The organism is Micromonospora sp. LZ37 (assembly GCF_059359015.1).
Window position 1 is genome coordinate 151,099 of record NZ_JCADBL010000014.1, and the last position, 19,461, is coordinate 170,559.

At 73.9% G+C, this 19,461-nt stretch carries 22 protein-coding genes; 12 read left to right on the plus strand and 10 right to left on the minus strand.

What is annotated here, in order from left to right; translation table 11 throughout:
- Nucleotides 1-170: 170 nt before the first annotated feature.
- From AC5L3Z_RS25395 to trmB, 3 genes are all read right to left on the minus strand, one after another.
- Entirely contained in the window at nt 171-815 is a 645-nt protein-coding gene (locus AC5L3Z_RS25395) for a hypothetical protein (protein ID WP_334528339.1), read from the minus strand.
- A gap of 119 nt (nt 816-934) precedes the next feature.
- Nucleotides 935-3,439, minus strand: a complete 2,505-nt coding sequence (locus tag AC5L3Z_RS25400; protein ID WP_334614933.1) for a DEAD/DEAH box helicase — start codon at nt 3,437-3,439, stop codon at nt 935-937.
- Nucleotides 3,440-3,574: 135 nt separating this feature from the next.
- Nucleotides 3,575-4,312 carry a tRNA (guanosine(46)-N7)-methyltransferase TrmB gene (gene trmB, locus AC5L3Z_RS25405; protein WP_442933348.1) on the minus strand — a complete coding sequence of 246 codons (738 nt, stop codon included), beginning with the start codon at nt 4,310-4,312 and terminating at the stop codon, nt 3,575-3,577.
- A 131-nt stretch (nt 4,313-4,443) separates the two neighbouring features.
- Between trmB and AC5L3Z_RS25410 the strand changes: the two genes are divergently transcribed.
- Both AC5L3Z_RS25410 and AC5L3Z_RS25415 read left to right on the plus strand, forming a co-directional pair.
- A complete protein-coding gene (locus AC5L3Z_RS25410) occupies nt 4,444-5,049 on the plus strand; it encodes a hypothetical protein (RefSeq protein ID WP_494845554.1) in 606 nt (201 codons plus the stop codon).
- Between the two features lie 2 nt (nt 5,050-5,051).
- Entirely contained in the window at nt 5,052-5,720 is a 669-nt protein-coding gene (locus tag AC5L3Z_RS25415) for a class F sortase (protein WP_494845556.1), read from the plus strand.
- Between the two features lie 42 nt (nt 5,721-5,762).
- On the opposite strand, the gene AC5L3Z_RS25420 is transcribed toward AC5L3Z_RS25415, so the two are convergent.
- The 3 genes from AC5L3Z_RS25420 to AC5L3Z_RS25430 form a co-directional block, all read right to left on the minus strand.
- Nucleotides 5,763-6,083 carry an antibiotic biosynthesis monooxygenase family protein gene (locus AC5L3Z_RS25420; RefSeq protein ID WP_494845557.1) on the minus strand — a complete coding sequence of 107 codons (321 nt, stop codon included), beginning with the start codon at nt 6,081-6,083 and terminating at the stop codon, nt 5,763-5,765.
- A 65-nt stretch (nt 6,084-6,148) separates the two neighbouring features.
- Complete coding sequence (locus AC5L3Z_RS25425; RefSeq protein WP_334528323.1) at nt 6,149-6,943, minus strand: exodeoxyribonuclease III; 795 nt, start codon at nt 6,941-6,943, stop codon at nt 6,149-6,151.
- A 37-nt stretch (nt 6,944-6,980) separates the two neighbouring features.
- Nucleotides 6,981-7,901, minus strand: coding sequence for a proteasome assembly chaperone family protein (locus tag AC5L3Z_RS25430; protein WP_494845558.1), 921 nt, complete (start codon nt 7,899-7,901; stop codon nt 6,981-6,983).
- Nucleotides 7,902-8,322: 421 nt separating this feature from the next.
- Here AC5L3Z_RS25430 and AC5L3Z_RS25435 point away from each other — a divergent pair, with 421 nt between their 5' ends.
- From AC5L3Z_RS25435 to AC5L3Z_RS25445, 3 genes are all read left to right on the plus strand, one after another.
- Nucleotides 8,323-9,204, plus strand: a complete 882-nt coding sequence (locus tag AC5L3Z_RS25435; protein ID WP_494845560.1) for a peptidase M23 — start codon at nt 8,323-8,325, stop codon at nt 9,202-9,204.
- A gap of 73 nt (nt 9,205-9,277) precedes the next feature.
- Nucleotides 9,278-9,427, plus strand: a complete 150-nt coding sequence (locus AC5L3Z_RS25440) for a hypothetical protein (RefSeq protein ID WP_494845562.1) — start codon at nt 9,278-9,280, stop codon at nt 9,425-9,427.
- A 32-nt stretch (nt 9,428-9,459) separates the two neighbouring features.
- Nucleotides 9,460-10,230: an EcsC family protein gene (locus AC5L3Z_RS25445; RefSeq protein WP_494845563.1), complete on the plus strand. Its 771-nt coding sequence runs from the start codon at nt 9,460-9,462 to the stop codon at nt 10,228-10,230.
- Between the two features lie 68 nt (nt 10,231-10,298).
- On the opposite strand, the gene AC5L3Z_RS25450 is transcribed toward AC5L3Z_RS25445, so the two are convergent.
- Both AC5L3Z_RS25450 and AC5L3Z_RS25455 read right to left on the minus strand, forming a co-directional pair.
- Nucleotides 10,299-11,150: a GDSL-type esterase/lipase family protein gene (locus AC5L3Z_RS25450; protein ID WP_494845565.1), complete on the minus strand. Its 852-nt coding sequence runs from the start codon at nt 11,148-11,150 to the stop codon at nt 10,299-10,301.
- Nucleotides 11,151-11,279: 129 nt separating this feature from the next.
- A complete protein-coding gene (locus AC5L3Z_RS25455) occupies nt 11,280-11,888 on the minus strand; it encodes an antibiotic biosynthesis monooxygenase (protein ID WP_494845566.1) in 609 nt (202 codons plus the stop codon).
- Nucleotides 11,889-12,089: 201 nt separating this feature from the next.
- On the opposite strand from AC5L3Z_RS25455, the gene AC5L3Z_RS25460 reads away from it, so the two are divergent.
- The 5 genes from AC5L3Z_RS25460 (at nt 12,090) to AC5L3Z_RS25480 (ending at nt 16,706) form a co-directional block, all read left to right on the plus strand.
- The gene (locus tag AC5L3Z_RS25460) at nt 12,090-12,353 is read left to right on the plus strand and encodes a DUF6343 family protein (RefSeq protein WP_334528303.1); all 264 of its coding nucleotides are present in this window, start codon (nt 12,090-12,092) and stop codon (nt 12,351-12,353) included.
- A gap of 12 nt (nt 12,354-12,365) precedes the next feature.
- Nucleotides 12,366-13,778, plus strand: a complete 1,413-nt coding sequence (locus tag AC5L3Z_RS25465; RefSeq protein ID WP_494845568.1) for an NADP-dependent succinic semialdehyde dehydrogenase — start codon at nt 12,366-12,368, stop codon at nt 13,776-13,778.
- 90 nt (nt 13,779-13,868) lie between these two features.
- Complete coding sequence (locus AC5L3Z_RS25470; protein WP_494845570.1) at nt 13,869-14,834, plus strand: TIGR03885 family FMN-dependent LLM class oxidoreductase; 966 nt, start codon at nt 13,869-13,871, stop codon at nt 14,832-14,834.
- 37 nt (nt 14,835-14,871) lie between these two features.
- The gene (locus AC5L3Z_RS25475; protein ID WP_494845571.1) at nt 14,872-16,452 is read left to right on the plus strand and encodes a Na+/H+ antiporter; all 1,581 of its coding nucleotides are present in this window, start codon (nt 14,872-14,874) and stop codon (nt 16,450-16,452) included.
- Nucleotides 16,449-16,706, plus strand: a complete 258-nt coding sequence (locus tag AC5L3Z_RS25480; protein ID WP_494845573.1) for a UBP-type zinc finger domain-containing protein — start codon at nt 16,449-16,451, stop codon at nt 16,704-16,706. Before AC5L3Z_RS25475 ends, AC5L3Z_RS25480 begins: the two co-directional genes overlap by 4 nt.
- Nucleotides 16,707-16,732: 26 nt before the next feature.
- On the opposite strand, the gene AC5L3Z_RS25485 is transcribed toward AC5L3Z_RS25480, so the two are convergent.
- Both AC5L3Z_RS25485 and AC5L3Z_RS25490 read right to left on the minus strand, forming a co-directional pair.
- Nucleotides 16,733-17,266 carry a GNAT family N-acetyltransferase gene (locus AC5L3Z_RS25485; RefSeq protein ID WP_494845575.1) on the minus strand — a complete coding sequence of 178 codons (534 nt, stop codon included), beginning with the start codon at nt 17,264-17,266 and terminating at the stop codon, nt 16,733-16,735.
- A gap of 13 nt (nt 17,267-17,279) precedes the next feature.
- Nucleotides 17,280-17,465, minus strand: coding sequence for a hypothetical protein (locus AC5L3Z_RS25490; protein ID WP_494845576.1), 186 nt, complete (start codon nt 17,463-17,465; stop codon nt 17,280-17,282).
- 89 nt (nt 17,466-17,554) lie between these two features.
- Between AC5L3Z_RS25490 and AC5L3Z_RS25495 the strand changes: the two genes are divergently transcribed.
- Nucleotides 17,555-18,742 carry a snapalysin family zinc-dependent metalloprotease gene (locus AC5L3Z_RS25495; RefSeq protein ID WP_494845577.1) on the plus strand — a complete coding sequence of 396 codons (1,188 nt, stop codon included), beginning with the start codon at nt 17,555-17,557 and terminating at the stop codon, nt 18,740-18,742.
- A gap of 163 nt (nt 18,743-18,905) precedes the next feature.
- Nucleotides 18,906-19,415, plus strand: coding sequence for a GNAT family N-acetyltransferase (locus AC5L3Z_RS25500; RefSeq protein WP_494845579.1), 510 nt, complete (start codon nt 18,906-18,908; stop codon nt 19,413-19,415).
- Nucleotides 19,416-19,461: the final 46 nt, after the last annotated feature.

Below are 19,461 nucleotides of genomic sequence, written 5' to 3' on the forward strand. Positions count from 1 at the left end.
CCTGTGGATAACCCCGGGGGCCTCCTCGGCCGTCCCGCCATGGTCACGCTCGAACATGGAAGTAGTGGCCTCCCCGCGCCGAGGAGGCCACTACTTCCTGGATCGAGCGCGATCTTGCGGGGGTGCGGGGGGCGCGAGGGGCGGCGGCGACGCGAAGGGGTGGGGGTGGGTCAGGCGGCGGTGGACCAGATGGCGCGGAAGGCGGCGGCCTCGCCGGCCAGCCACTGCTCGACCTGTTGGGGCTTGACGGTCTCCGGCATGCGCAGGGCCGCGCCGCGGCGGACGTCGACCAGGACCGGCTCGGCGTGCGGGAGCACCGCGTCCATGTGCCGGGCCATCAGGTGCAGCGTCGCGAGCGCCGCCTCCTCGCTCGGCGGCGCCTCGTCGAAGTGCAGCCGGATCGCCTCGGCGCGACCGTCGGCGTACCGGACGCCGAAGTGGGGGTTGATCTTGACGGGCAGGTCGCCGAGCATGGCGAGGGCGTCGCGGGTCTGGGCGAGGTCGACGCCGGCCGGCTCGCCGAGGGACTCCAGCCAGGCCGTCGCCCCGGGGACGAGCGCCTGGTAGAGCGGGCGCCAGCGCGGCTTGACCAGGTCGGCCACCTGCGCCAGGTGGGTGCCGCCGGTGTGGAAGGCGATGTCGGCCTTGAGCGCCTTGACGAACTGGCCGTGCGGGTTGAAGCCGGAGCGGCTGGCCCGCTGCTTGCGCAGGCCGCCGACGAAGGTGGCCTTGGTGGGGCCGGTGCGGTCGACGTACCGGGTGAAACCGAGGAGGGTGGCGTACGGCGTGAGGGGGGTGGCGATGGGCGCGGTCACGAGCGTCCTCCCAGGTCAGGAACTCGATTAGTACATACATTCTAATCGACGGAGGTGACATCGCCCAGGGCAGAAAAGGGGCCGTCCGGACGTCCCGGACGGCCCCTTCTGAAACAGGGTCAGAGCTGGCCCACCGAGGTGATCCGGACGACCGCCGCCCCCGCCTCGTCGGAGGCGGCCAGGTCGACCTCGGCGCTGATGCCCCAGTCGTGGTCACCCTCCGGGTCGTCGAAGATCTGCCGTACGGTCCAGCGCTCCCGCCCCTGCTCGATCATCAGCAGCGCCGGCCCGCGCGCGTCCGGCCCCACCCCGATCGAGTCGTACGCCTCGAAGTACGGCTCCAGCGCGTCGGCCCAGGCGTCGGCGTCCCAGCCCGTGGCGGAGTCCAGCTCGCCGAGGTCGTACCAGCGGCGCAGCGCGGCCAGCTCGACCCGGCGGAACAACGCGTTGCGCACCAGCACCCGGAACGCCCGCGCGTTGCGGGTGACCGCCGGTGGCCGGTCCTCCAGGGCGGAGGCGACCTCGGCCACGTCGGACGGGTTGCGCAGCCGCTCCCACTCGTCGATCAGGCTCGAGTCGACCTGGCGGACCAGCTCGCCAAGCCACTCGATGAGGTCGACCAGCTCCTCGGTCTTGGCGTCCTCGGGGACGGTCTGCCGCAGCGTCTTGTACGCGTCGGCGAGGTACCGCAGCACCAGGCCCTCCGACCGGGACAGCCCGTAGAACTGCACGTACTCGGTGAAGGTCATCGCCCGCTCGTACATGTCCCGCACGACGGACTTGGGGGAGAGCTCGTGGTCGGCGACCCAGGGGTGGCCCTGCCGGTACATCTCGTACGCCGAGTCGAGCAGCTCGGCGAGGGGCTTGGGCCAGGTCACCTCGTCGAGCAGTTCCAGGCGGGCCTCGTACTCGATGCCCTCGGCCTTCATCGCGGCGACCGCCTCGCCGCGGGCCTTGAACTGCTGCGCGGAGAGCACCTGGCGCGGGTTGTCGAGGATCGACTCGATCACCGAGAGCACGTCCAGGGCGTACGACGGGGACTCGACGTCGAGCAGTTCGATGGCGGCCAGGGCCAGCGGCGACAGCGGCTGGTTGAGCGCGAAGTCGAGCTGGAGGTCGACGGTGAGCCGGACCCGCCGGCCGGCCTCGTCGGGCTGGTCGAGCTGCTCCACCACCCCGCCGGCGCGCAGTGCCCGGTAGATGGCGATGGCCCGGCGGATGTGCCGGCGCTGGGCGGCGCGGTCCTCGTGGTTGTCGGTGAGCAGGTGCCGCATCGAGGCGAACGCGTCGCCGGGGCGGCCGATCACGTTGAGCAGCATGGAGTGGCTGACCTGGAAGCTGGAGGTCAGCGGCTCCGGCTCGGCCTCCACCAGGCGCTGGAAGGTCGGCTCACCCCAGCCGATCGAGCCCTCCGGCGGCTTCTTCTTCACCACCTTGCGGCGCTTCTTCGGGTCGTCGCCGGCCTTGGCGAGCGCCTTCTCGTTCTCGATGACGTGCTCGGGTGCCTGCACCACCACCCGGCCCAGGGTGTCGAAGCCGGCCCGGCCGGCCCGCCCGGCGATCTGGTGGAACTCGCGGGCCTTGAGCAGTCGGGTGCGGACCCCGTCGTACTTGGACAGGCCGGTGAAGAGCACGGTGCGGATGGGCACGTTGATGCCGACGCCGAGGGTGTCCGTGCCGCAGATGACCTTGAGCAGCCCGGCCTGGGCGAGGGTCTCCACCAGGCGCCGGTACTTGGGCAGCATGCCGGCGTGGTGCACCCCGATGCCGTGCCGGACCAGCCTGGACAGCGTCTTGCCGAAGCCGGAGGTGAACCGGAAGTTCCCGATCGCGGTGGCGATCATGTCCTTCTCGGCCCGGGTGCAGACGTTGACGCTCATCAGCGCCTGGGCGCGTTCCAGGGCGGCGGCCTGGGTGAAGTGCACGACGTAGACCGGGGCCTGCTTGGTGGCCAGCAGCTCCTCGAGGGTCTCGTGCATCGGCGTCATCGCGTACGAGAAGAGGAGCGGGACCGGCCGCTCGGCCGAGCGCACGGTGGCGGTCGGCCGACCGGTGCGCCGGGTCAGGTCGTCGACGAAGCGGGTGGTGTCGCCCAGCGTGGCGGACATCAGGACGAACTGCGCCTGGGGCAGTTCGATGATCGGCACCTGCCACGCCCAGCCCCGGTCGGGCTCGGCGTAGAAGTGGAACTCGTCCATGACCACCTGGCCGACGTCGGCCCGGGCGCCCTCGCGCAGCGCGAGGTTGGCGAGGATCTCGGCGGTGCAGCAGATGATCGGGGCGTCGGCGTTGACGCTGGCGTCGCCGGTGAGCATGCCGACGTTCTCCGCGCCGAAGACCTCGCAGAGCGCGAAGAACTTCTCCGACACCAGGGCCTTGATCGGCGCGGTGTAGAAGGTGGTCCGGTCGTCGGCGAGGGCGGCGAAGTGCGCGGCGATCGCGACCAGGCTCTTGCCCGAGCCGGTCGGCGTGTTCATGATCACGTTCGCGCCGGAGACGATCTCGATGACCGCCTCCTCCTGGTGGGGGTAGAGGTCGAGGCCGCGCTCCTTCGCCCAGCCGGCGAACGCGTCGTAGAGGGTGTCGGGGTCGGCGCTTTCCGGAAGCGCGGCGGTGAGCGTCATAGCGCCCCCCATGGTGCCCGGATCATGGTCGGTCGCGCCAACCGGGTCGGCCGCGGCGCCCGCCGGGCGCGCGCGCCGTCCCGCGCGTCCCGGTCCGTGCCCTTCGCCGGGCACCCCGCGGGGTACGCCCGCGGCTCAGCCCCGGGCGGTCGCGGCGGCGGGGGCGACCCGCCGGTGGATCAGGTCGAAGACCGGGCGGCCGGCGGTGAGCGCGCGCCGTTCGAACTTCGTCACCGGCCGGTGCGCCGGGCGGGGGGCGTAACCGTCGTACGCGTTGGCGAGCTCCGGGTCGGCCGCCAGGGTCTCCCGCATCGCCTCGGCGTACTCGGCCCAGTCGGTGGCGCAGTGCAGCGTCCCGCCGTCGGTCAGCCGGGAGCGCAGCAGCGCCACGTGGCCCGGCTGGATCAGCCGCCGCTTGTGGTGCCGGGACTTGGGCCACGGGTCGGGGAAGAAGACGTGCACCGCGTCGAGGCAGCCCTCCGGCATCGCCCGGACCAGGTCCAACGCGTCGCCCTGCGCCACCCGGACGTTGCGCAGCCCGTGCCGCTGCACCAGGTCGAGCAGGTTGGCGATTCCCGGGGTGTGCACCTCGACCGCCAGATAATCTCGATCCGGGTCGGCGGCGGCCATCGCGGCCGTGGCGTCACCCATCCCGGAGCCGATCTCCAGCACCACCGGGGCGCCGCGTCCGAACGGCGCGGCCGGATCGACCGGCCCGTCGAGGGCGGCGATGTCGATGCCGTACGTGGGCCAGAGCCGCTCCAGCGCGTCGGTCTGGCGGCCGCTCATCCGGCCACGGCGGGGATGGAAGGTGCGGATCCCGACGGCCGGCGCGGCCACCGGGACGGCGGGGTTCAGGTCGGTGGAGGTCACAGCGACCCGAGCGTACGCGACGGTTCCGGCGTATCGGATGTGATGTACGCCCGGAGGTGAGACGATTCATCCCGTACGGCAGGCCGGCGGCTCCGCCGCGGCGCTGCCGGTGGGCGCCGGAAGGGGGCAGGATGTCGGTCTCGCTCCAGCGGGCCGCCGTGGCGGTCGCGGTCGGTGCCCTCGGTCCGGTGCTCCTCGGGGTGGGCGTGGCCCGCGCCGGGGCGCCGCCGGTGGCGGCTCCGGCCCTGGCCGTGGCGGCTCCCACCCCGTCCGACGACGGCCAGAGCTTTCCGGATCAGAACGGCAATCCGCAGCCGCCCCCCGGCGTCGTCTTCGTCGAGGTGCGCCCCAGCATGGTGCAGCCCGGCTTCCTGGTCGGCCTGCGGGCCAGTTGCCGGAACAACGCCGTACCGGCGATCGTCGTCTCCGACGCCTTCGGCCGGGTGCAGGTGCAGCCGCAGCGCGGGGAGCTGACCTCGTCGGCGATGGTCCGGGAGCGGACCCGGCCCGGCAACTACCGGGTCAAGCTGGAGTGCCCGGACGGCGCGACCGCCGCCACCATGCTCCAGGTGGTGGAGCGGATGCGCCCGAGCCCCGGCCCGCAGACCGGGTTCGGCGGTGGCGCCGGGCTGGGCCCGGGTGGCCTGCTGGTCCCCGGTGGGCTGGCGTTGACCATCGCCGGGGCGATCGTCGGCATCATCGCGGCCCGCCGTCCCCGTGGCGTCGCCCGACGCTGACCATGGCCACCTCACCCGCCTCCGCCCCGGTCGCCCGGCGTGACCGGGCCCCGGCGCGCAGTCCGTGGTCGGTGCCGCTGGCGGTGCTGCTGGTGCTGGTCGGCGTCTTCGCCACCGGCGCGGGACTGGGTCGTACCGTCGGGCCGTTGGACTGGGCGGCGGGTCCGGCGCACTCCCAGCGGGCGGCGGAGCAGCGGGCGGGCCTGTCGGCCAGCCGGCCGGTGCGCCTGGCGGTGCCGACGATCGAGGTGTCCGCCGCGGTCAACCCGGTGGGCCAGGCGCCGGACGGGTCGATCGACGTCCCGCCGTTGAGCCGGCACCACGAGACCGGCTGGTACGACCGCGGCCCCACCCCGGGGGAGCCCGGCCGGGCGGTGATCGTCGGGCACGTCGACTCCAAGAGCGGCCCGTCGGTCTTCCACGACCTGCACCGGCTCAAGGCGGGCGACCGGATCGAGGTGACCCGCGACGACCGGAAGGTGGTCGTCTTCACCGTCGAGTCGGTGGAGCACTTCGACAAGTCGAACCTGCCCGCCGACCGGGTCTACGGCGACGAGGGCACCCCCGCCCTGCGGTTGATCACCTGCGGCGGCGAGTGGGTGGGCGGCCGGACCGGCTACGCCGACAACGTCATCGCCTTCGCCACGCTCGCCGAGATCCGCGAGCCCTGACCGCGGGCCGCTGGGCGGGCGGTGCGGTGGGCCGGGCGTGGGTCAGCCCTTGCCGGTCACCTGCTGCACCACCTCGAACTCCAAGAGCGTCGCGCCGGAGGCGACCGGCCGGCGCTGCTCGCCGCCCTCGGCGCCGGCGTGCGCGGCCCGGGACGGCCCGGCGGCCCAGGCCTGGTACGCCTCCTCGGTCTCCCAGCGGGTGTACACGAAGTAGCGGTTCTCGCCGGCGACCGGGCGGAGCAGTTCGAAGCCGAGGAAGCCGGGGGAGTTCTCCACCGCGCCGGCCCGGGCGGCGAACCGCTTCTCCAGTTCCTCGCCGGCGCCGGGCGGGACGTCGATCGCGTTGATCTTCACGACTGCCATGGCTCCACCCTAACGACCGGGCGGGCGCCGGGCGGGGCGAGTGCCTCCCTGCGGCGCGGGTCGGGTCAGAACGACTCGACGGCCGGGACCAGGTCGGCGTCGACCACGATCGGGGCGTGATCGGAGGGCCCCTTGCCCTTGCGGGCCTCCCGGTCCACGTACGCCGAGCGGACCGCGCGGGCGAACGGCGCGGAGGCGTACACCAGGTCGATCCGCATGCCCTTGTTCTGGTGGAACATCCCGGCCCGGTAGTCCCAGTAGGTGTAGGGGTGCGGGCCCTTCATCGGGGTCGGCACCACGTCGCTGAGCCCGAGGTCGCGCAGCGCCGCCAGGGCCGCCCGCTCGGCCGGCGTGACGTGGGTGGAGGTGGCGAAGAGCGCCGGGTCCCAGACGTCGGCGTCGGTCGGGGCGACGTTGAAGTCACCGCAGACGGCCACCGGCCCGCCGCCGGCCAGCTCCGGTTCGAGGGCGTCCCGCAGCGCCGCGAACCAGGCCAGCTTGTACGCGTAGTGCGGGTCGTCCGGGGCGCGGCCGTTCGGGACGTACACCGACCAGACCCGGACCCCGGCGCAGCTGGCGGCGATGGCCCGCGCCTCGGGGTCGGGGAAGCCCGGTTCGTCGGGGAAGCCGACGGTCACGTCGGCCAGCCCGACCCGGGACAGGATCGCCACCCCGTTCCACCGGCCGTCGCTGTGGCTGGCCACCTCGTAGCCCAGCTCGCCAACCTCGGTGGGGAAGGCGCCGTCGGGGCACTTGGTCTCCTGGAGGCAGACCACGTCCGGGGCGGTGGTGGCCAGCCAGTCGAGCAGCCGGGGCAGGCGGGCCTTGACGGAGTTCACGTTCCAGGTGGCCAGGCGCATGTCTCCAGCCTGCCGCATCCCGCCCCGGTGCGCCGCGTCAGCTGCCCGGGGTGTCGCCCGGGCGGGTCTGCTCGGCGAGGAAGCGTTCCAGCTCGGCGCCGAGCTCGTCGGCGGTGGGCAGCGGGCCGCTCTCGGCGGCGAGCAGGTTCTTCTCGCCGCGTCCACGGGCGAACGCGTCGTACTGCTCCTCCAGGGCACGGACCAGGGTCGCGGCCTCGTCGGTCTGCGCGACCTGGCGGTCGATCTCGACCCGGACCACCTCGGCGGCGGTGCGCAGGGCGTCGCTGGGCAGCAGCAGCCCGGTGCTGCGGGAGATCGAGGAGAGCAGCACCTCGGCGGCGGCCGGGTACTCGGTCTGCGCGACGTAGTGCGGCACGTGGGCGGCGAAGCCGATCGCGTCCCGGCCCAGCTCGCCCAGCCGGTACTCCAGCAGGTGGCCGACGCTTGCGGGGACCTGCACCCGCTGCAGCCACGGCTCGTAGCCGGCGATCAGCTCGCGCCGGGTGGCGTGCGCGGTGACGCCGGTGGCGCGGGTGTGCGGCACCGCCATCGGGATGGAGTTCAGCCCGACGGTGAGTCGGACGTCGAGTCGGGCGGCCAGCCCGGCGACCGCCGCCACGAACCGCTCCCACTGCAGGTCCGGCTCGGGGCCGGTGAGCAGCAGGAAGGGGGTCTCGTCGTCGTCGTGCAGGAGGTGCAGCTCCAGTTCGGGTGCGTCGTAGTGCTCCCAGTGGTCCTCGACGAAGGTCATCACCGGACGCCGGGACCGGTAGTCGAAGAGCTGGTCCACGTCGAAGGTGGCGATCGGACGGGACTCCAGCGAGGTGAGCAGCTGCTCCCGGGCCAGGCGGCTGGCGCTGCCGGCGTCGACGAAGCCGGTCAGCGCCTGGATCAGCACCGGCTGACCGAGGTCGGGCAGGTCGTCGGTGAGCTGGTAGAGCTCGTGTGGGTCGAGCACCGGTGGGGACCTCCTGAGAAGAACGCGCGTGCGGGCGCCCGTCCGCGACACGGCACCCGGTTCGGGGAACGTACCCGCCCGCGTAATCCATTCCAGCAGGGGGAGATTCGTCACGGCGGGGTGGGTGAAGACCGACGAAGGCGGCAATTCGCTGATCATCCGTCAGCGGACTGGATTTCCGTACCCCATTGTGTCAGCCGAACGGTGGATATTACGGATCATGATGTGCGACGTCATGATCGGGAGTGGTTCGTCCCCGCCGCCGCCGGCGCCGTGGCGTCTGCCCGGATTGCCCGACCCGGCACCTCTGTCCGGGGGCACCCGCGCCCGGCCGACGACGTCCCGTTCCGGGGCGCGAAGTGTGGGCAGGGCCACACCACGGCACCGGGTGAAGGCCGTTTCGCCTGCTTAGCCTCGTCGGATGCGTGACCACGACACCCTCGACGACCAGTACCCCCCAGAGGACACGACTGGCCGTTCGGACGACACCCCCTCGTCCGATCAGGTCGGCGTGCTCCGTGACACCGCGGCGACCCCCTCCCTCCGTACCCGCCTCGGCGCCCTCGTTAACGCCCGGTCCGGTGGCCCCTCCCGGGTCCGGGTGGCGCTCGCCACCGGCGTGGCCTGCTGCCTCGGCGTGGCCGCCTTCGCCGGCGTCCAGGCTCTCCCCGCCGACCGGCTCGAACCCGTGGGCGCCCAGCCGGCGCTCGCCGAGCGGGCCGAGGAGGCCGCCGCCTCCCGCAGCCACGACCGCACCCCGGGCACCGCGTCCCCCACCCGCGGCGGCCCCACCGCCGACTCCCCCCGGCCGTCCGCCACCAGGAAGGCGAAGCCCCGGCCCCGCCCGAAGCCCCGGCCGAAGCGGATCGCCCCGGTCGCCGGGCTCGACCGGGCACAGATGGACAACGCCGTGGCGATCGTCAAGGCCGGTCGCCGGATGGGCGCGCCCCGGCGGGCGCTGGTCATCGCGGTGGCCACCGCGATGCAGGAGAGTCGCCTCTACAACTACGCCAGCGGGGTGCTCCCGGAGTCGCAGCGGTACCCGCACCAGGCCATCGGCTGGGACCACGACTCCGTCGGACTGTTCCAGCAGCGTCCCAGCAGCGGGTGGGGCGAGGTGCGGGAGCTGATGGACCCGGCGTACGCCACCCGGGCGTTCCTCTCCGTGCTGCTGGAGATCCCGGGCTGGCAGGACCTGCCGCTCTCCGTAGCCGCCCAGGCCGTCCAGGTCTCCGCCTTCCCCGACGCCTACGCCCAGCACGAGTGGGCGGCCACCGAGGTGGTCGAGGCCATCCTGGCGTGATAGTCCGTGATGTCGGCTTGCCGCTTGTCGTTCCGGGGTACACATGAGGCAGGACAACTCCACGGAGGAAGACATGTCGGCACTGATGCAACGGATCAGCGCGTTCCTGCGGTCCCCGAAGGGCCAGCAACTGGTCGACCGGGGTCGGCGCGAGCTGGCCAAGCCCGAGAACAAGACCAAGCTCAAGCAGGTGGCCGACCGGCTCTCCGGCCGTCGCCGCTGAACCCCCGTCCCACGACCCCAGCGGGAGCCCCCGTGACCGACGCCGCCCCCGTCGACGACGAACCGACCGTCCCCACGCCGCAGGCCACCCCGACCGCTCCGCCCTCGGCCCCACCGGCCGGGGGCGCGGACGCCCCCGAGGCGCCGCCGGCCACGCTCTGGGACCGGATGCGGGACGACCCGCAGTACGCCCCGGAGCATCTCGCCCTGGAGGCCGTCCGCCGGCTCGGGCCGGAGGCGGCCCAGTGGGTCGTCCGGGCCCGCGCCGAGCGGCCCGACCTCTCCGCCGAGGACCTCGCCGAACAGGCGGTACGCCGGTTCGTCAACCGGGCCCGCCTCTCCGGGGCGGTCTCCGGCGCGGCCGGGCTGCCCGGTGCGGTGATCGACGTGGGCGTGCTGGCCTGGACCCAGGCGCGCCTGGTGCTGCACGTCGCCGCCGCGTACGGGGTCGACCCCGTGCACCCGGACCGGGCCACCGACCTGCTGGTGCTGCAGAAGGTGCACAAGGTCACCGAGACCGCCCGGCTCGCCCTCGGGGTGGCCGCCGGTCGGGAACGCGCCGGCGCGCTCTTCGGCCACGGCGCGCAGCAGCCCCTCGGCCGGGTGATGCTCCGGTTGGGCGTACGGCTGGCCCAGATGGCCGGGGTCCGCGCGGCGAAACGGATGGTCGCCAAGGTCGTGCCGGGCGCGGCGATCGTCCTCGGCACCTGGGCCAACTCGTCGGCCACCAAGGACCTCGCCGAACGGGCCCGGGCGCTGTACCGCGCCAACCGGGGTGGTCTCCCGCAGCAGCGCGGCGCCTGACCCCACCCGCCACTCCCTTCCGCCGCGTCCGGTCGCCGGGCGCGGCGGAAGCGCGTCCGGGCGGTGGTTCAGAGCTTCCAGCCGGCGGCGGAGAAGGTGGCGTCGGCGATCCGGTTCTGCCCGGCGACGTTCGGATGGAACCAGTCCAGCCGGTTCAGGTCGTCCAGCGTGAAGCGCGCCCGGTGCACCGCCCCGCCGTCGTGCCGGCACCGCGACCCGTACGCCCGGCAGGCCGCCACGAGTTCGGCGTTGTAGGCCCGCACCCGCTGCCGGAACGCGGCGCGCCGGGCCCGGTCCGCCGGCGCGGTGGAGGTGGGGGCGGCCAGCAGCGCGGGGCAGATCCCGGCCCGCCAGGCCCGGACGGCCCGGGAGTCGGTGTGGCCCACCTCCCAGAGCCGGTACAGGTCCGGCACGCTGACCACGAGCACCCGCGCCGCCGGCCGCCCCTCCCGCAGCACCCGCAGCGCGCGGTCGACCTGGCCGCGGAACGTCGCCACCGGGGTCATCCGGTCGACGTCCTCGCGGCAGGCGTCGTTCGCGCCGATCAGGATCGTGACGTAGTCGGCCCGGTCGCGGACCGCGGCCCGGGCCTGCCCGGCGAGCGCGGCCGCGCGGGCGCCCGGCGCGGCGTGGTTGTGGCCCCGGCCGCGCAGCGCCGCGCCCCGGTCGAGCAGCCGGCGGTAGTGGCTGTCCACCCGGATGCCGTCCCCGGTGGACCAGGAGTTGCGCGCGCACGAGGTCAGCACCAGGCAGGAGCCGAAGCCGGTGGTGATCGAGTCGCCGAGGGCGGCCATGGTGTCGGGCAGGCCGGGCGGGGTCTGGCCGCCCGACGGGCGGGGTGCGGGCCCGTCGCCCTGCTCGCAGGCCAGGGCGGCCAGGGCGGCCAGGCAGGCGACGGCGGCGACCCAGCGTCGAGGCATGTCTTCCCCCGGTCCGGCGGCGCAGAGCGACAGCGCGGTAACCTTACGCGCGCGGTGGGGTGTCCGGAGCGGTTCGTGTCGGCTTTCCGGCGGAGCTGACATCGAGAAACACGGATCTGCTAGGCGGGCTCAGCGGAACAGCCGCCACGGCGCCCGCTGCCCGTGCAGCCACCAGTGCAACGCGCGGGTGATCCGGGGCAGCACCAGGTACGTCATCAGCGGCGTCAGCACCAGCGTGATGATCAGCGTGCGCGCCGCCAGCGGCACCCCGCCGATGAACCGGGCGGTGAGCAGGGTGGCGGTGAGGCTCAACGGGAAGAACGCCAGCCAGATCGTCACCGCCTGCTTCCACCGGGGCGGGGACCCGGGCACGGCCGGTTCGCCGGCCGGCGCGGCCAACTCGACGACCTGGTCGACCGGTGGGTCGAACCAGCCCTCGATGCCGGTGCGCCGCTCGACGCGGGTGTGCTCGACGATGCCCTGCGCCGAGGTCAACCACCAGTGCCGCTGCGGGGACTCCTCCCACCGGCGCAGCGTCTCGGCGTCGGCGAACCGGTAGAGCATGTGCCACTCCGGGGAACCGGGCGCGCTCTGCACCCACCCGGCGCCGAGGAAGCCGGGGAACGCCTCGGCCAGCGCCGTGCCGGCCCGCATCCAGGCGACCATCTCGCTGGCCCGGGACGGGTCGGCCCGCCGGGCGATGGCGACGGTCACCGGTACCGCGTGGGTGGTGGTCATGTCCTCATCCTCCCCGCCGCGACCGGTGTCGGCCCGGTCGTGACGCACCGGTGTAACGCAACCCACCGGGGGTCGAATCCGTGGCGTACCCGCTGGGTGGTCGGGATCACCGGACCGGCCCTGCGGGCTTCGGGACGGGGGGCGGCGGCCGCCCGGGCCGGCCGTCGGTTAGCGGGGGTGTCTGGGGGGTAGCCCGAGAGAATGACGAGATCGCAGCCCCGGCGTGCCCGTGGCACGGTGGGACACGCGTACAGCGCGTTGAACCTCCGGCTCGCGCTGGCCCTGTTCGGGCTGGTCACCATGACCGTCTTCGCGATCCTGGCGTTCCGCGACGACCTGGTGCTGCTGGGCGTCGCCTGCGCGCTCCTCGCCGTGGTCGCCGTCATCGACCTGGTCGTCATCCAGCGGCGCCGCGCCGCCCGCCGTCGTGAGGAACCCGGCGTGCGGCACTCACTCTTCGAGTGACAGGAGTACGAGATGTCCATCGCCACCACCAACCCCGCCACCGGACAGGTGCTCAAGTCGTACGACCCGATGTCGGACGAGCAGGTCGACGCGGCGATCGGGCGGGCCCACCTGGCGTTCCGCCAACTGCACGACACCACGGTCGCCCAGCGGGCGGGCTGGCTCACCGCCGCGGCCGACCTGCTCGACGCCGAGCGCGACGAGACCGCCCGGCTGATGACCACCGAGATGGGCAAGACGTACGCCGCGGCGCAGGCCGAGGTCGGCAAGAGCGCCACCGCCTGCCGCTTCTACGCCACCAACGCCGAGCGGATGCTCGCCGACGAACCCGCCGACGCCGGCGCGGTCAAGGCCACCCGGGCGTTCGTCCGCTACCAGCCGATCGGCCCGGTGCTCGCGGTGATGCCGTGGAACTTCCCGCTCTGGCAGGTGATGCGGTTCGCCGCGCCGGCGCTGGCGGCCGGCAACACCGGCCTGCTCAAGCACGCCTCCAACGTGCCCCAGACCGCCCTCTACCTCGCGGACCTGTTCCGCCGGGCCGGCTTCCCGGAGGGCGCGTTCACCACCCTGCTGGTCGGTTCCGAGGCCGTGGACCGGATCCTCAGCGACCCGCGGGTCCGCGCGGCCACCCTGACCGGCAGCGAGCCGGCGGGCCGCTCCATCGGCCAGATCGCCGGCCGGGAGTTGAAGAAGACCGTGCTGGAGCTCGGGGGCAGCGACCCGTTCGTGGTGATGCCCTCCGCGGACCTGGACCGGGCCGCCGAGGTCGCCACCACCGCCCGGTGCCAGAACAACGGCCAGTCCTGCATCGCCGCGAAGCGGTTCATCGTGCACACCGACGTCTTCGACGAGTTCGCCGGGAAGTTCGCGGCGAACATGGCGGCGCTGCGGGTCGGTGACCCGATGGACTCCGGCACCGACGTCGGGCCCCTGGCCAGCGAGCGTGGCCGCGCGGAGGTGCACGCCCAGGTGCGCGACGCGGTGGACAAGGGCGCCACCGTGCTCTGCGGCGGCGAGCTGCCGGAGGGCGACGGCTGGTTCTATCCGCCGACCGTGGTCACCGACCTGACGCCGGAGATGCGGATGTGGGCCGAGGAGGTGTTCGGACCGGTCGCCGGGCTCTACCGGGTCTCGTCGTACGCCGAGGCCATCGAGGTGGCCAACGGCACCACCTTCGGCCTCGGCTCCAACGCCTGGACCCGGGACCCGCAGGAGCAGGAGCGCTTCGCCGCCGACCTGGACGCCGGCAGCGTCTTCATCAACGGGATGACCACGTCCCACCCGGAGCTGCCCTTCGGCGGGGTGAAGAACTCCGGCTACGGCCGCGAGCTCTCCGCGCTGGGCATGCGCGAGTTCTGCAACATCAAGACCGTCTGGGTGGGTCAGGGCGCCGCCTCGGCCGGCGCCGGGGCGCACGCTGAGTAGCCCGCCGCGTCGCCGGGGCCCCTGCCTGACCGCCGGCATGGCGCGGGGGCCCTGCTTACATCCGGGCCGTCATGGGTAGGAGTCGTGCCCATGACGGTGTTCGGCTTTCACGCCTCCCACGAGCAGATCCATCCCCGCAAGCTGCTGGAGGCGGTGGTCCACGCCGAGCGGGTCGGCTTCGGCGCCGCCATGTGCTCGGACCACTTCTCGCCGTGGAGCGCCCGGCAGGGGCAGTCCGGCTTCGCCTGGTCCTGGCTCGGCGCCGCCCTCCAGGCCACCAACCTGCCCTTCGGCGTGGTCAACGCGCCCGGGCAGCGCTACCACCCGGCGATCATCGCGCAGGCCATCGGCACCCTCGGCGCCATGTACCCGGGCCGGTTCTGGGCGGCGCTCGGCACCGGCGAGGCGAGCAACGAGCACATCACCGGGGACGGGTGGCCGCGCAAGGACCTCCGCAGCGCCCGGCTGCGCGAGTGCGTCGACGTCATCCGGGCCCTGCTGGCCGGCGAGGAGGTCAGCCACGACGGTCTGGTCCGGGTGGACCGGGCCCGGTTGTGGACCCGGCCCGAGGAGCCCCCGGCGCTGGTCGGCGCGGCGGTCAGCGTGGCCACCGCGCGCTGGTGCGCCGAGTGGGCCGACGGCCTGATCACCGTCAACGCCCCGGCGGACCACCTGCGGCAGATGATCGACGCGTACCGGGACGCCGGCGGTCGCGGACCGCTGCACCTCCAGGTGCACGTCAGTTGGGCGCCCGAGCAGGCCGAGGCCGAGGCGGTCGCGTACGACCAGTGGCGCAGCAACGTCTTCGCCCCGCCGATCTGCTGGGACCTGGAGACCGCCGAGCACTTCGACGTGGTCTCCGAGGACGTGCCGCTGGCGAAGGTGACCGGGGTCGTCAACGTCTCCGCCGACCTGGGCCGGCACGTCGGCTGGCTCGAGGAGTACGTCGAGCTGGGCTTCGACCAGATCGCCCTGCACCACGTCGGGCAGGAGCAGCGGGCCTTCCTCGACGCGTTCGGCGCGGAGGTCCTGCCGAAACTGCGCCCGGCGGAGTGATCTCGCCGGGCGGCCGGGGGGCCTAGGCTCGGATCCCATGGAGACCCTGTTCGAGGTGGTGGTCTTCCTCGCCATCGCCACCTTCGGCGCGGCGCTGGCCCGGCGTCTCGGTCTGCTCGCGCCGATCCTGCTGGTGGTGCTCGGCCTCGGGCTGTCCTACCTGCCCTTCTTCCCCGACGTGCGGCTGGACCCGAACCTGGTGCTGGTGGGCATCCTGCCGCCACTGCTCTACGTGGCGGCCCTGGAGACCTCGGTGCCGGCGTTCCGGCTCAACCTGCGGCCGATCCTGCTGCTCGCGGTGGGGCTGGTGCTCTTCACCGCCTTCGTGGTGGGCACGGTCGTGCACCTGCTCATGCCCGACGTGCCGTACGCGATCTGCCTGGCGCTCGGCGCGGTGGTGGCGCCGCCCGACGCGGTCGCCGCCACCGCGGTGGCCCGCAAGGTCGGGCTGCCCCGCCGGATCGTGACCATCCTGGAGGGGGAGAGCCTGGTCAACGACGCGACGGCGCTGGTGCTGCTGCGGGTGGCGATCGCCGCGGCGGGCGCGGCCGGCGGCACCGTCGGCTTCGGGTACGTCGCCGGGGAGGTGGTCGTCGCCACCGGCGGTGGGGTACTGGTCGGGCTGCTCGGCGTGCTCGTCTTCGGTTTCCTGCACCAGCGGACCAGGGATCCGCTGCTGGACAACGCGTTGTCGCTGATCGTGCCGTTCGCGGTGGTCTTCGCCGCCGAGGAGATCCACGCATCCGGGGTGGTCGCGGTGGTGGTGACCGGCCTGGGCATCGGCCACCGGATGCCGCTGCTGATGTCGGCCGCCTCCCGGCTCCAGGTCGGCGCGTTCTGGCGGCTGGCCCGGTTCCTGCTGGAGGGGCTGGTCTTCCTGCTGGTCGGCCTCCAACTGCCCGAGGTGCTGCGCGACCTGGACGAGCCGCTCGGCCGGCTGGTCGGGATCACCGCGGCGGTGCTGCTGGCGGTCTTCCTGACCCGCTTCGTCTGGCTCTTCCCCGCCACCTACCTGGCCCGGCTGGTGCCCCGGGTCCGGCGCCGGGACCCCGCCCCGCCGGTGCAGGTCCCGCTCGTCATCGGCTGGGCCGGGATGCGCGGGGTGGTCACCCTCGCCGCCGCGCTGGCCCTGCCGCTGACCCTCGCCGGGGACCGGACCTACCCGCGGGCCCTCTTCATCTGGCTGGCGTTCGCGGTGATCGTGGCGACCCTGGTGGTGCAGGGTGCCACCCTGCCGGCGGTGGCCCGCCGGCTGAAGCTGCCGGCCGACGACCCGGTGCAGGACGCCCTCACCGCCGCGGCCGTGCAGCAGCAGGCCAGCAGGGCGGCGCGGGAGCGGCTCGACGCGCTGGCCGACACCGTCCCCGCCACGGTCGTCGAGCGGGCCCGCCAGGTGTTGGAGAACCGCACCAACCTCGCCTGGGAACGGTTGGGCGGCGCCGCGCGGGAAACCCCCTCCCAGGCGTACGGTCGGCTGCGGCAGGAAATGATCGACGCCGAGCGGGAGGTGTTCCGGGCGGCGCGGGACGCCGGCCGGATCCCCGAGGAAGTGCTGGTGCGGGCCTATCGTGACCTGGACCTGGAGGAGTCGTTGTTGCGACGGGAGGCCGACGAGTGAGTTGCCAGCACCTGAGTGAGGCGGGCGACGCCGAGCCGCTGACCACGCGGGAGTGCCCGGACTGCGTCGCCATCGGCGACGACGACTGGGTGCACCTGCGCGCCTGCCTGACCTGCGGGCACGTCGGCTGCTGCGACTCCTCGCCGTACCAGCACGCGACGAGGCACTTCGAGTCGACGGGGCATCCGGTGATGCGCTCCATCCAGCCGGGGGAGACCTGGCGCTGGTGCTTCGTCGACGAGGAGATCGGCTGAGCCGGGGAATCGGCTGACCGCCGGGCTCAGGGCAGCCGGCGGGCGAGCACCTGGCCGGGCCACGGCTCACGGCCGGGGCGCGGCGCCGTGAACGGGTCGGTGGCGGTGAAGCCGCAGCTCTCGTAGAAGCGGACCAGCGCCCCGTCGCCGCCGGCGTAGCAGTCCACCCGCAGCAGGCCCAGGCCGCGTTCGCGGGCCAGCCGCGCCGCGTGCTCCAGCAGCCGCGCCCCGATCCCCCGACCGGCGTGCGCCCGGTCGGTGACCAGCAGGTTGACGTACAGCTCCGGCTCGGTGGGCGCGGGGACGTGCTCGGTCGCCGTGCCGACCACCAGCGCGCCCACCGCGACGTCGCCGAGCAGGGCCAGATGGAGTCCGCCGCCGGCCGCCCAGCGGTCTGCCTGGGCGATCCGCCGCGGATCGCTCGAGGCCGGCTCGGTGCCCCACTGCCCGGTGCGGCCCTGGGCGACCAGCCAGGCGGTGGCGGTGTCGAGCAGCCGGAGCACGGCGGCGGCGTCGGCCGGGCCGCCGGGCCGGATGGTGAGGGTCTGCGGACCGGTCATGGCCGACATGCTGCTACAGCGGCGCGCGTCGTCCGCCGCCGGCCGGTGCGGTCGAGTGGTCCGCGGTGGCGGCGGCCCGGCGGGCCGGCGGGGGCACGAGCGGCCCGACGGCGCCGAAGAGGACGGCCGGCCCGATCCATCCGGGGGTCCCGGCCCGGTCGCGCGGCGCGGTGGCCCCGTCCGGCGCGAGCCGCGTCACGTCGATCGGTCCGCCGTATGACGAATCCGATATTCGACTGATGAAGGTCGATATGTTTAACATCTATGAACTTCGATGAGGGAGGGTGGATGACCCTACGACGACAGCTCTCGCGTACGGCCGGAATCCTGGTCGTGCTGGTGCTGGCCGCGGCGGGCGTGGTGGCCGGTTCGGGCACGGCCGTCTCGGCCGCCGCGCGGACCGTCTACTACGACGCCAGCCGGGCCGGGGAGTTCCGCACCAACTTCGACCAGGCGGCCACCATCTGGAACAACTCGGTCAGCAACGTCCGGCTGGCGCCCCGTACCCCCGGCAACGTCACCATCTACGTCGACGACGGCTGGCCCCGGGCGCAGGTGACCGGGCTGGGCTCCGGCCGGATCTGGATGGGACGGCAGGCCGTCAACCAGGGGTACGACCGGACCCGCATCGCCAGCCACGAACTGGGCCACATCCTCGGCCTGCCGGACCGGCGCACCGGGCTCTGCTCGGACCTGATGTCCGGCAGCAGCGCGCCGGTCTCCTGCCGCAACGCCTACCCGAGCGCGGCCGAGGCGTCCCGGGTCAACTCGCTCTTCGGCGGCAGCCTCGCCGCGTCCGCCGCCGGTACCAGCCACACCTGGACCGGCGACGACGTCGGCCCGACGGTGGTCGGCGGCCGACCGGCCACGGAGAACTACCCGTGGATGGTCTACGTCTCCGGCTGCACCGGCACCCTGATCAAGGCGAACTGGGCGGTCACCGCCCGGCACTGCTCCACCCCGACCTCGGTGCGGGTGGGCAGCAACGACCGCACCAGCGGCGGGACGGTGGTCCGGGTGACCAGGGCGGTCAGCCACCCCACCATCGACGTCAAGCTGCTGCAACTGGCCAGCTCGGTCGGTCACGCCCCCGCGCCGATCCCCACCGCCTCGGGCGCCGTGGGCACGGCGACCCGGATCATCGGCTGGGGGCAGACCTGCCCGCGGCGGGGCTGCGGCCCGGCGCCCACGGTCGCGCACGAACTCGACACCTCGATCGTCTCGGACACCCGGTGCTCCGGCATCAACGCGACGTACGAGATCTGCACCAACAACACCAACGGCAACTCGGGCGCCTGCTACGGCGACTCCGGCGGCCCGCAGGTGCGCCAGATCAACGGGGTGTGGCACCTCATCGGCGCCACCAGCCGGGCCGGCAACAACAACTCCACCTGCGCCACCGGCCCGTCCATCTACGGTGACCTGCCCTCGATCCGCTCCTGGATCAACACCCAGGTGGGTGGCCTGCCCGCCTGAGCCTCACCCGCACACCGGGGCGTCCGTCCCTCCCGCAACAAGGCGCGGGCGCCCCACCCGGTGTCCGGCCCCGGCCCCGCCGACGTCACGGCGGTCCCGGAGCCGGGGAAGCCGGCGAAAACCAGTGGGCGGCGGCCCGCGCCGGGTGGTTGGCTCCGGGACCATGGAGCGGATCAGGACGGCGACGGCGGACGAACTCGGTGACCTGCAACGGATCGAGGTGGCCTCCGGGGCGCCCTTCCGGGAGGTCGGCATGGCCGCCATCGCCGACGCCCCACCGTTGGGCCTCGACGTGCTGACGGACTGCCAGCGGGCCGGACGGGTCTGGGTGGCGGTGGACGCCGCCGACCGTCCGATCGCCTTCGCCGCGGTGGGTCTCGTCGACGGCTGCGCCCACGTCCAACAGGTCAGCGTGCACCCCGACCACGCCCGTCGGGGCGTCGGCCGGCGGCTGCTCGACCACGTCGCGGACTGGGCCGCTGAGCGGGGAGTACCGGCGTTGACGCTGACCACCTTTCGCGGCGTGCCGTGGAACGCGCCCTACTACGCCCGCTGCGGGTTCGTGCCGCTGTCCCCGGCGCAGGTCGGCCCGGCCCTGGCGCAGGTGCTGGCGGCCGAGGCGGCGATGGGGCTGGACCCCGCCGACCGGGTCGCCCTGCGCCGCCCGGTCTGACCCCGCTGCCGTACGGTCGTCGCCTGTGCGATCGTGACCCGTACGC

Excerpts from the sequence above, each read along its gene's own strand:
- AC5L3Z_RS25400 (WP_334614933.1), bottom strand. The coding sequence starts at position 3,439 with ATGACGCTCACCGCCGCGCTTCCGGAAAGCGCCGACCCCGACACCCTC.
- AC5L3Z_RS25410 (WP_494845554.1), top strand. The coding sequence starts at position 4,444 with ATGTCGGTCTCGCTCCAGCGGGCCGCCGTGGCGGTCGCGGTCGGTGCC.
- AC5L3Z_RS25415 (WP_494845556.1), top strand. The coding sequence starts at position 5,052 with ATGGCCACCTCACCCGCCTCCGCCCCGGTCGCCCGGCGTGACCGGGCC.
- AC5L3Z_RS25420 (WP_494845557.1), bottom strand. The coding sequence starts at position 6,083 with ATGGCAGTCGTGAAGATCAACGCGATCGACGTCCCGCCCGGCGCCGGC.
- AC5L3Z_RS25425 (WP_334528323.1), bottom strand. The coding sequence starts at position 6,943 with ATGCGCCTGGCCACCTGGAACGTGAACTCCGTCAAGGCCCGCCTGCCC.
- AC5L3Z_RS25435 (WP_494845560.1), top strand. The coding sequence starts at position 8,323 with ATGCGTGACCACGACACCCTCGACGACCAGTACCCCCCAGAGGACACG.
- AC5L3Z_RS25440 (WP_494845562.1), top strand. The coding sequence starts at position 9,278 with ATGTCGGCACTGATGCAACGGATCAGCGCGTTCCTGCGGTCCCCGAAG.
- AC5L3Z_RS25450 (WP_494845565.1), bottom strand. The coding sequence starts at position 11,150 with ATGCCTCGACGCTGGGTCGCCGCCGTCGCCTGCCTGGCCGCCCTGGCC.
- AC5L3Z_RS25455 (WP_494845566.1), bottom strand. The coding sequence starts at position 11,888 with ATGACCACCACCCACGCGGTACCGGTGACCGTCGCCATCGCCCGGCGG.
- AC5L3Z_RS25460 (WP_334528303.1), top strand. The coding sequence starts at position 12,090 with ATGACGAGATCGCAGCCCCGGCGTGCCCGTGGCACGGTGGGACACGCG.
- AC5L3Z_RS25465 (WP_494845568.1), top strand. The coding sequence starts at position 12,366 with ATGTCCATCGCCACCACCAACCCCGCCACCGGACAGGTGCTCAAGTCG.
- AC5L3Z_RS25470 (WP_494845570.1), top strand. The coding sequence starts at position 13,869 with ATGACGGTGTTCGGCTTTCACGCCTCCCACGAGCAGATCCATCCCCGC.
- AC5L3Z_RS25475 (WP_494845571.1), top strand. The coding sequence starts at position 14,872 with ATGGAGACCCTGTTCGAGGTGGTGGTCTTCCTCGCCATCGCCACCTTC.
- AC5L3Z_RS25485 (WP_494845575.1), bottom strand. The coding sequence starts at position 17,266 with ATGACCGGTCCGCAGACCCTCACCATCCGGCCCGGCGGCCCGGCCGAC.
- AC5L3Z_RS25495 (WP_494845577.1), top strand. The coding sequence starts at position 17,555 with ATGACCCTACGACGACAGCTCTCGCGTACGGCCGGAATCCTGGTCGTG.
- AC5L3Z_RS25500 (WP_494845579.1), top strand. The coding sequence starts at position 18,906 with ATGGAGCGGATCAGGACGGCGACGGCGGACGAACTCGGTGACCTGCAA.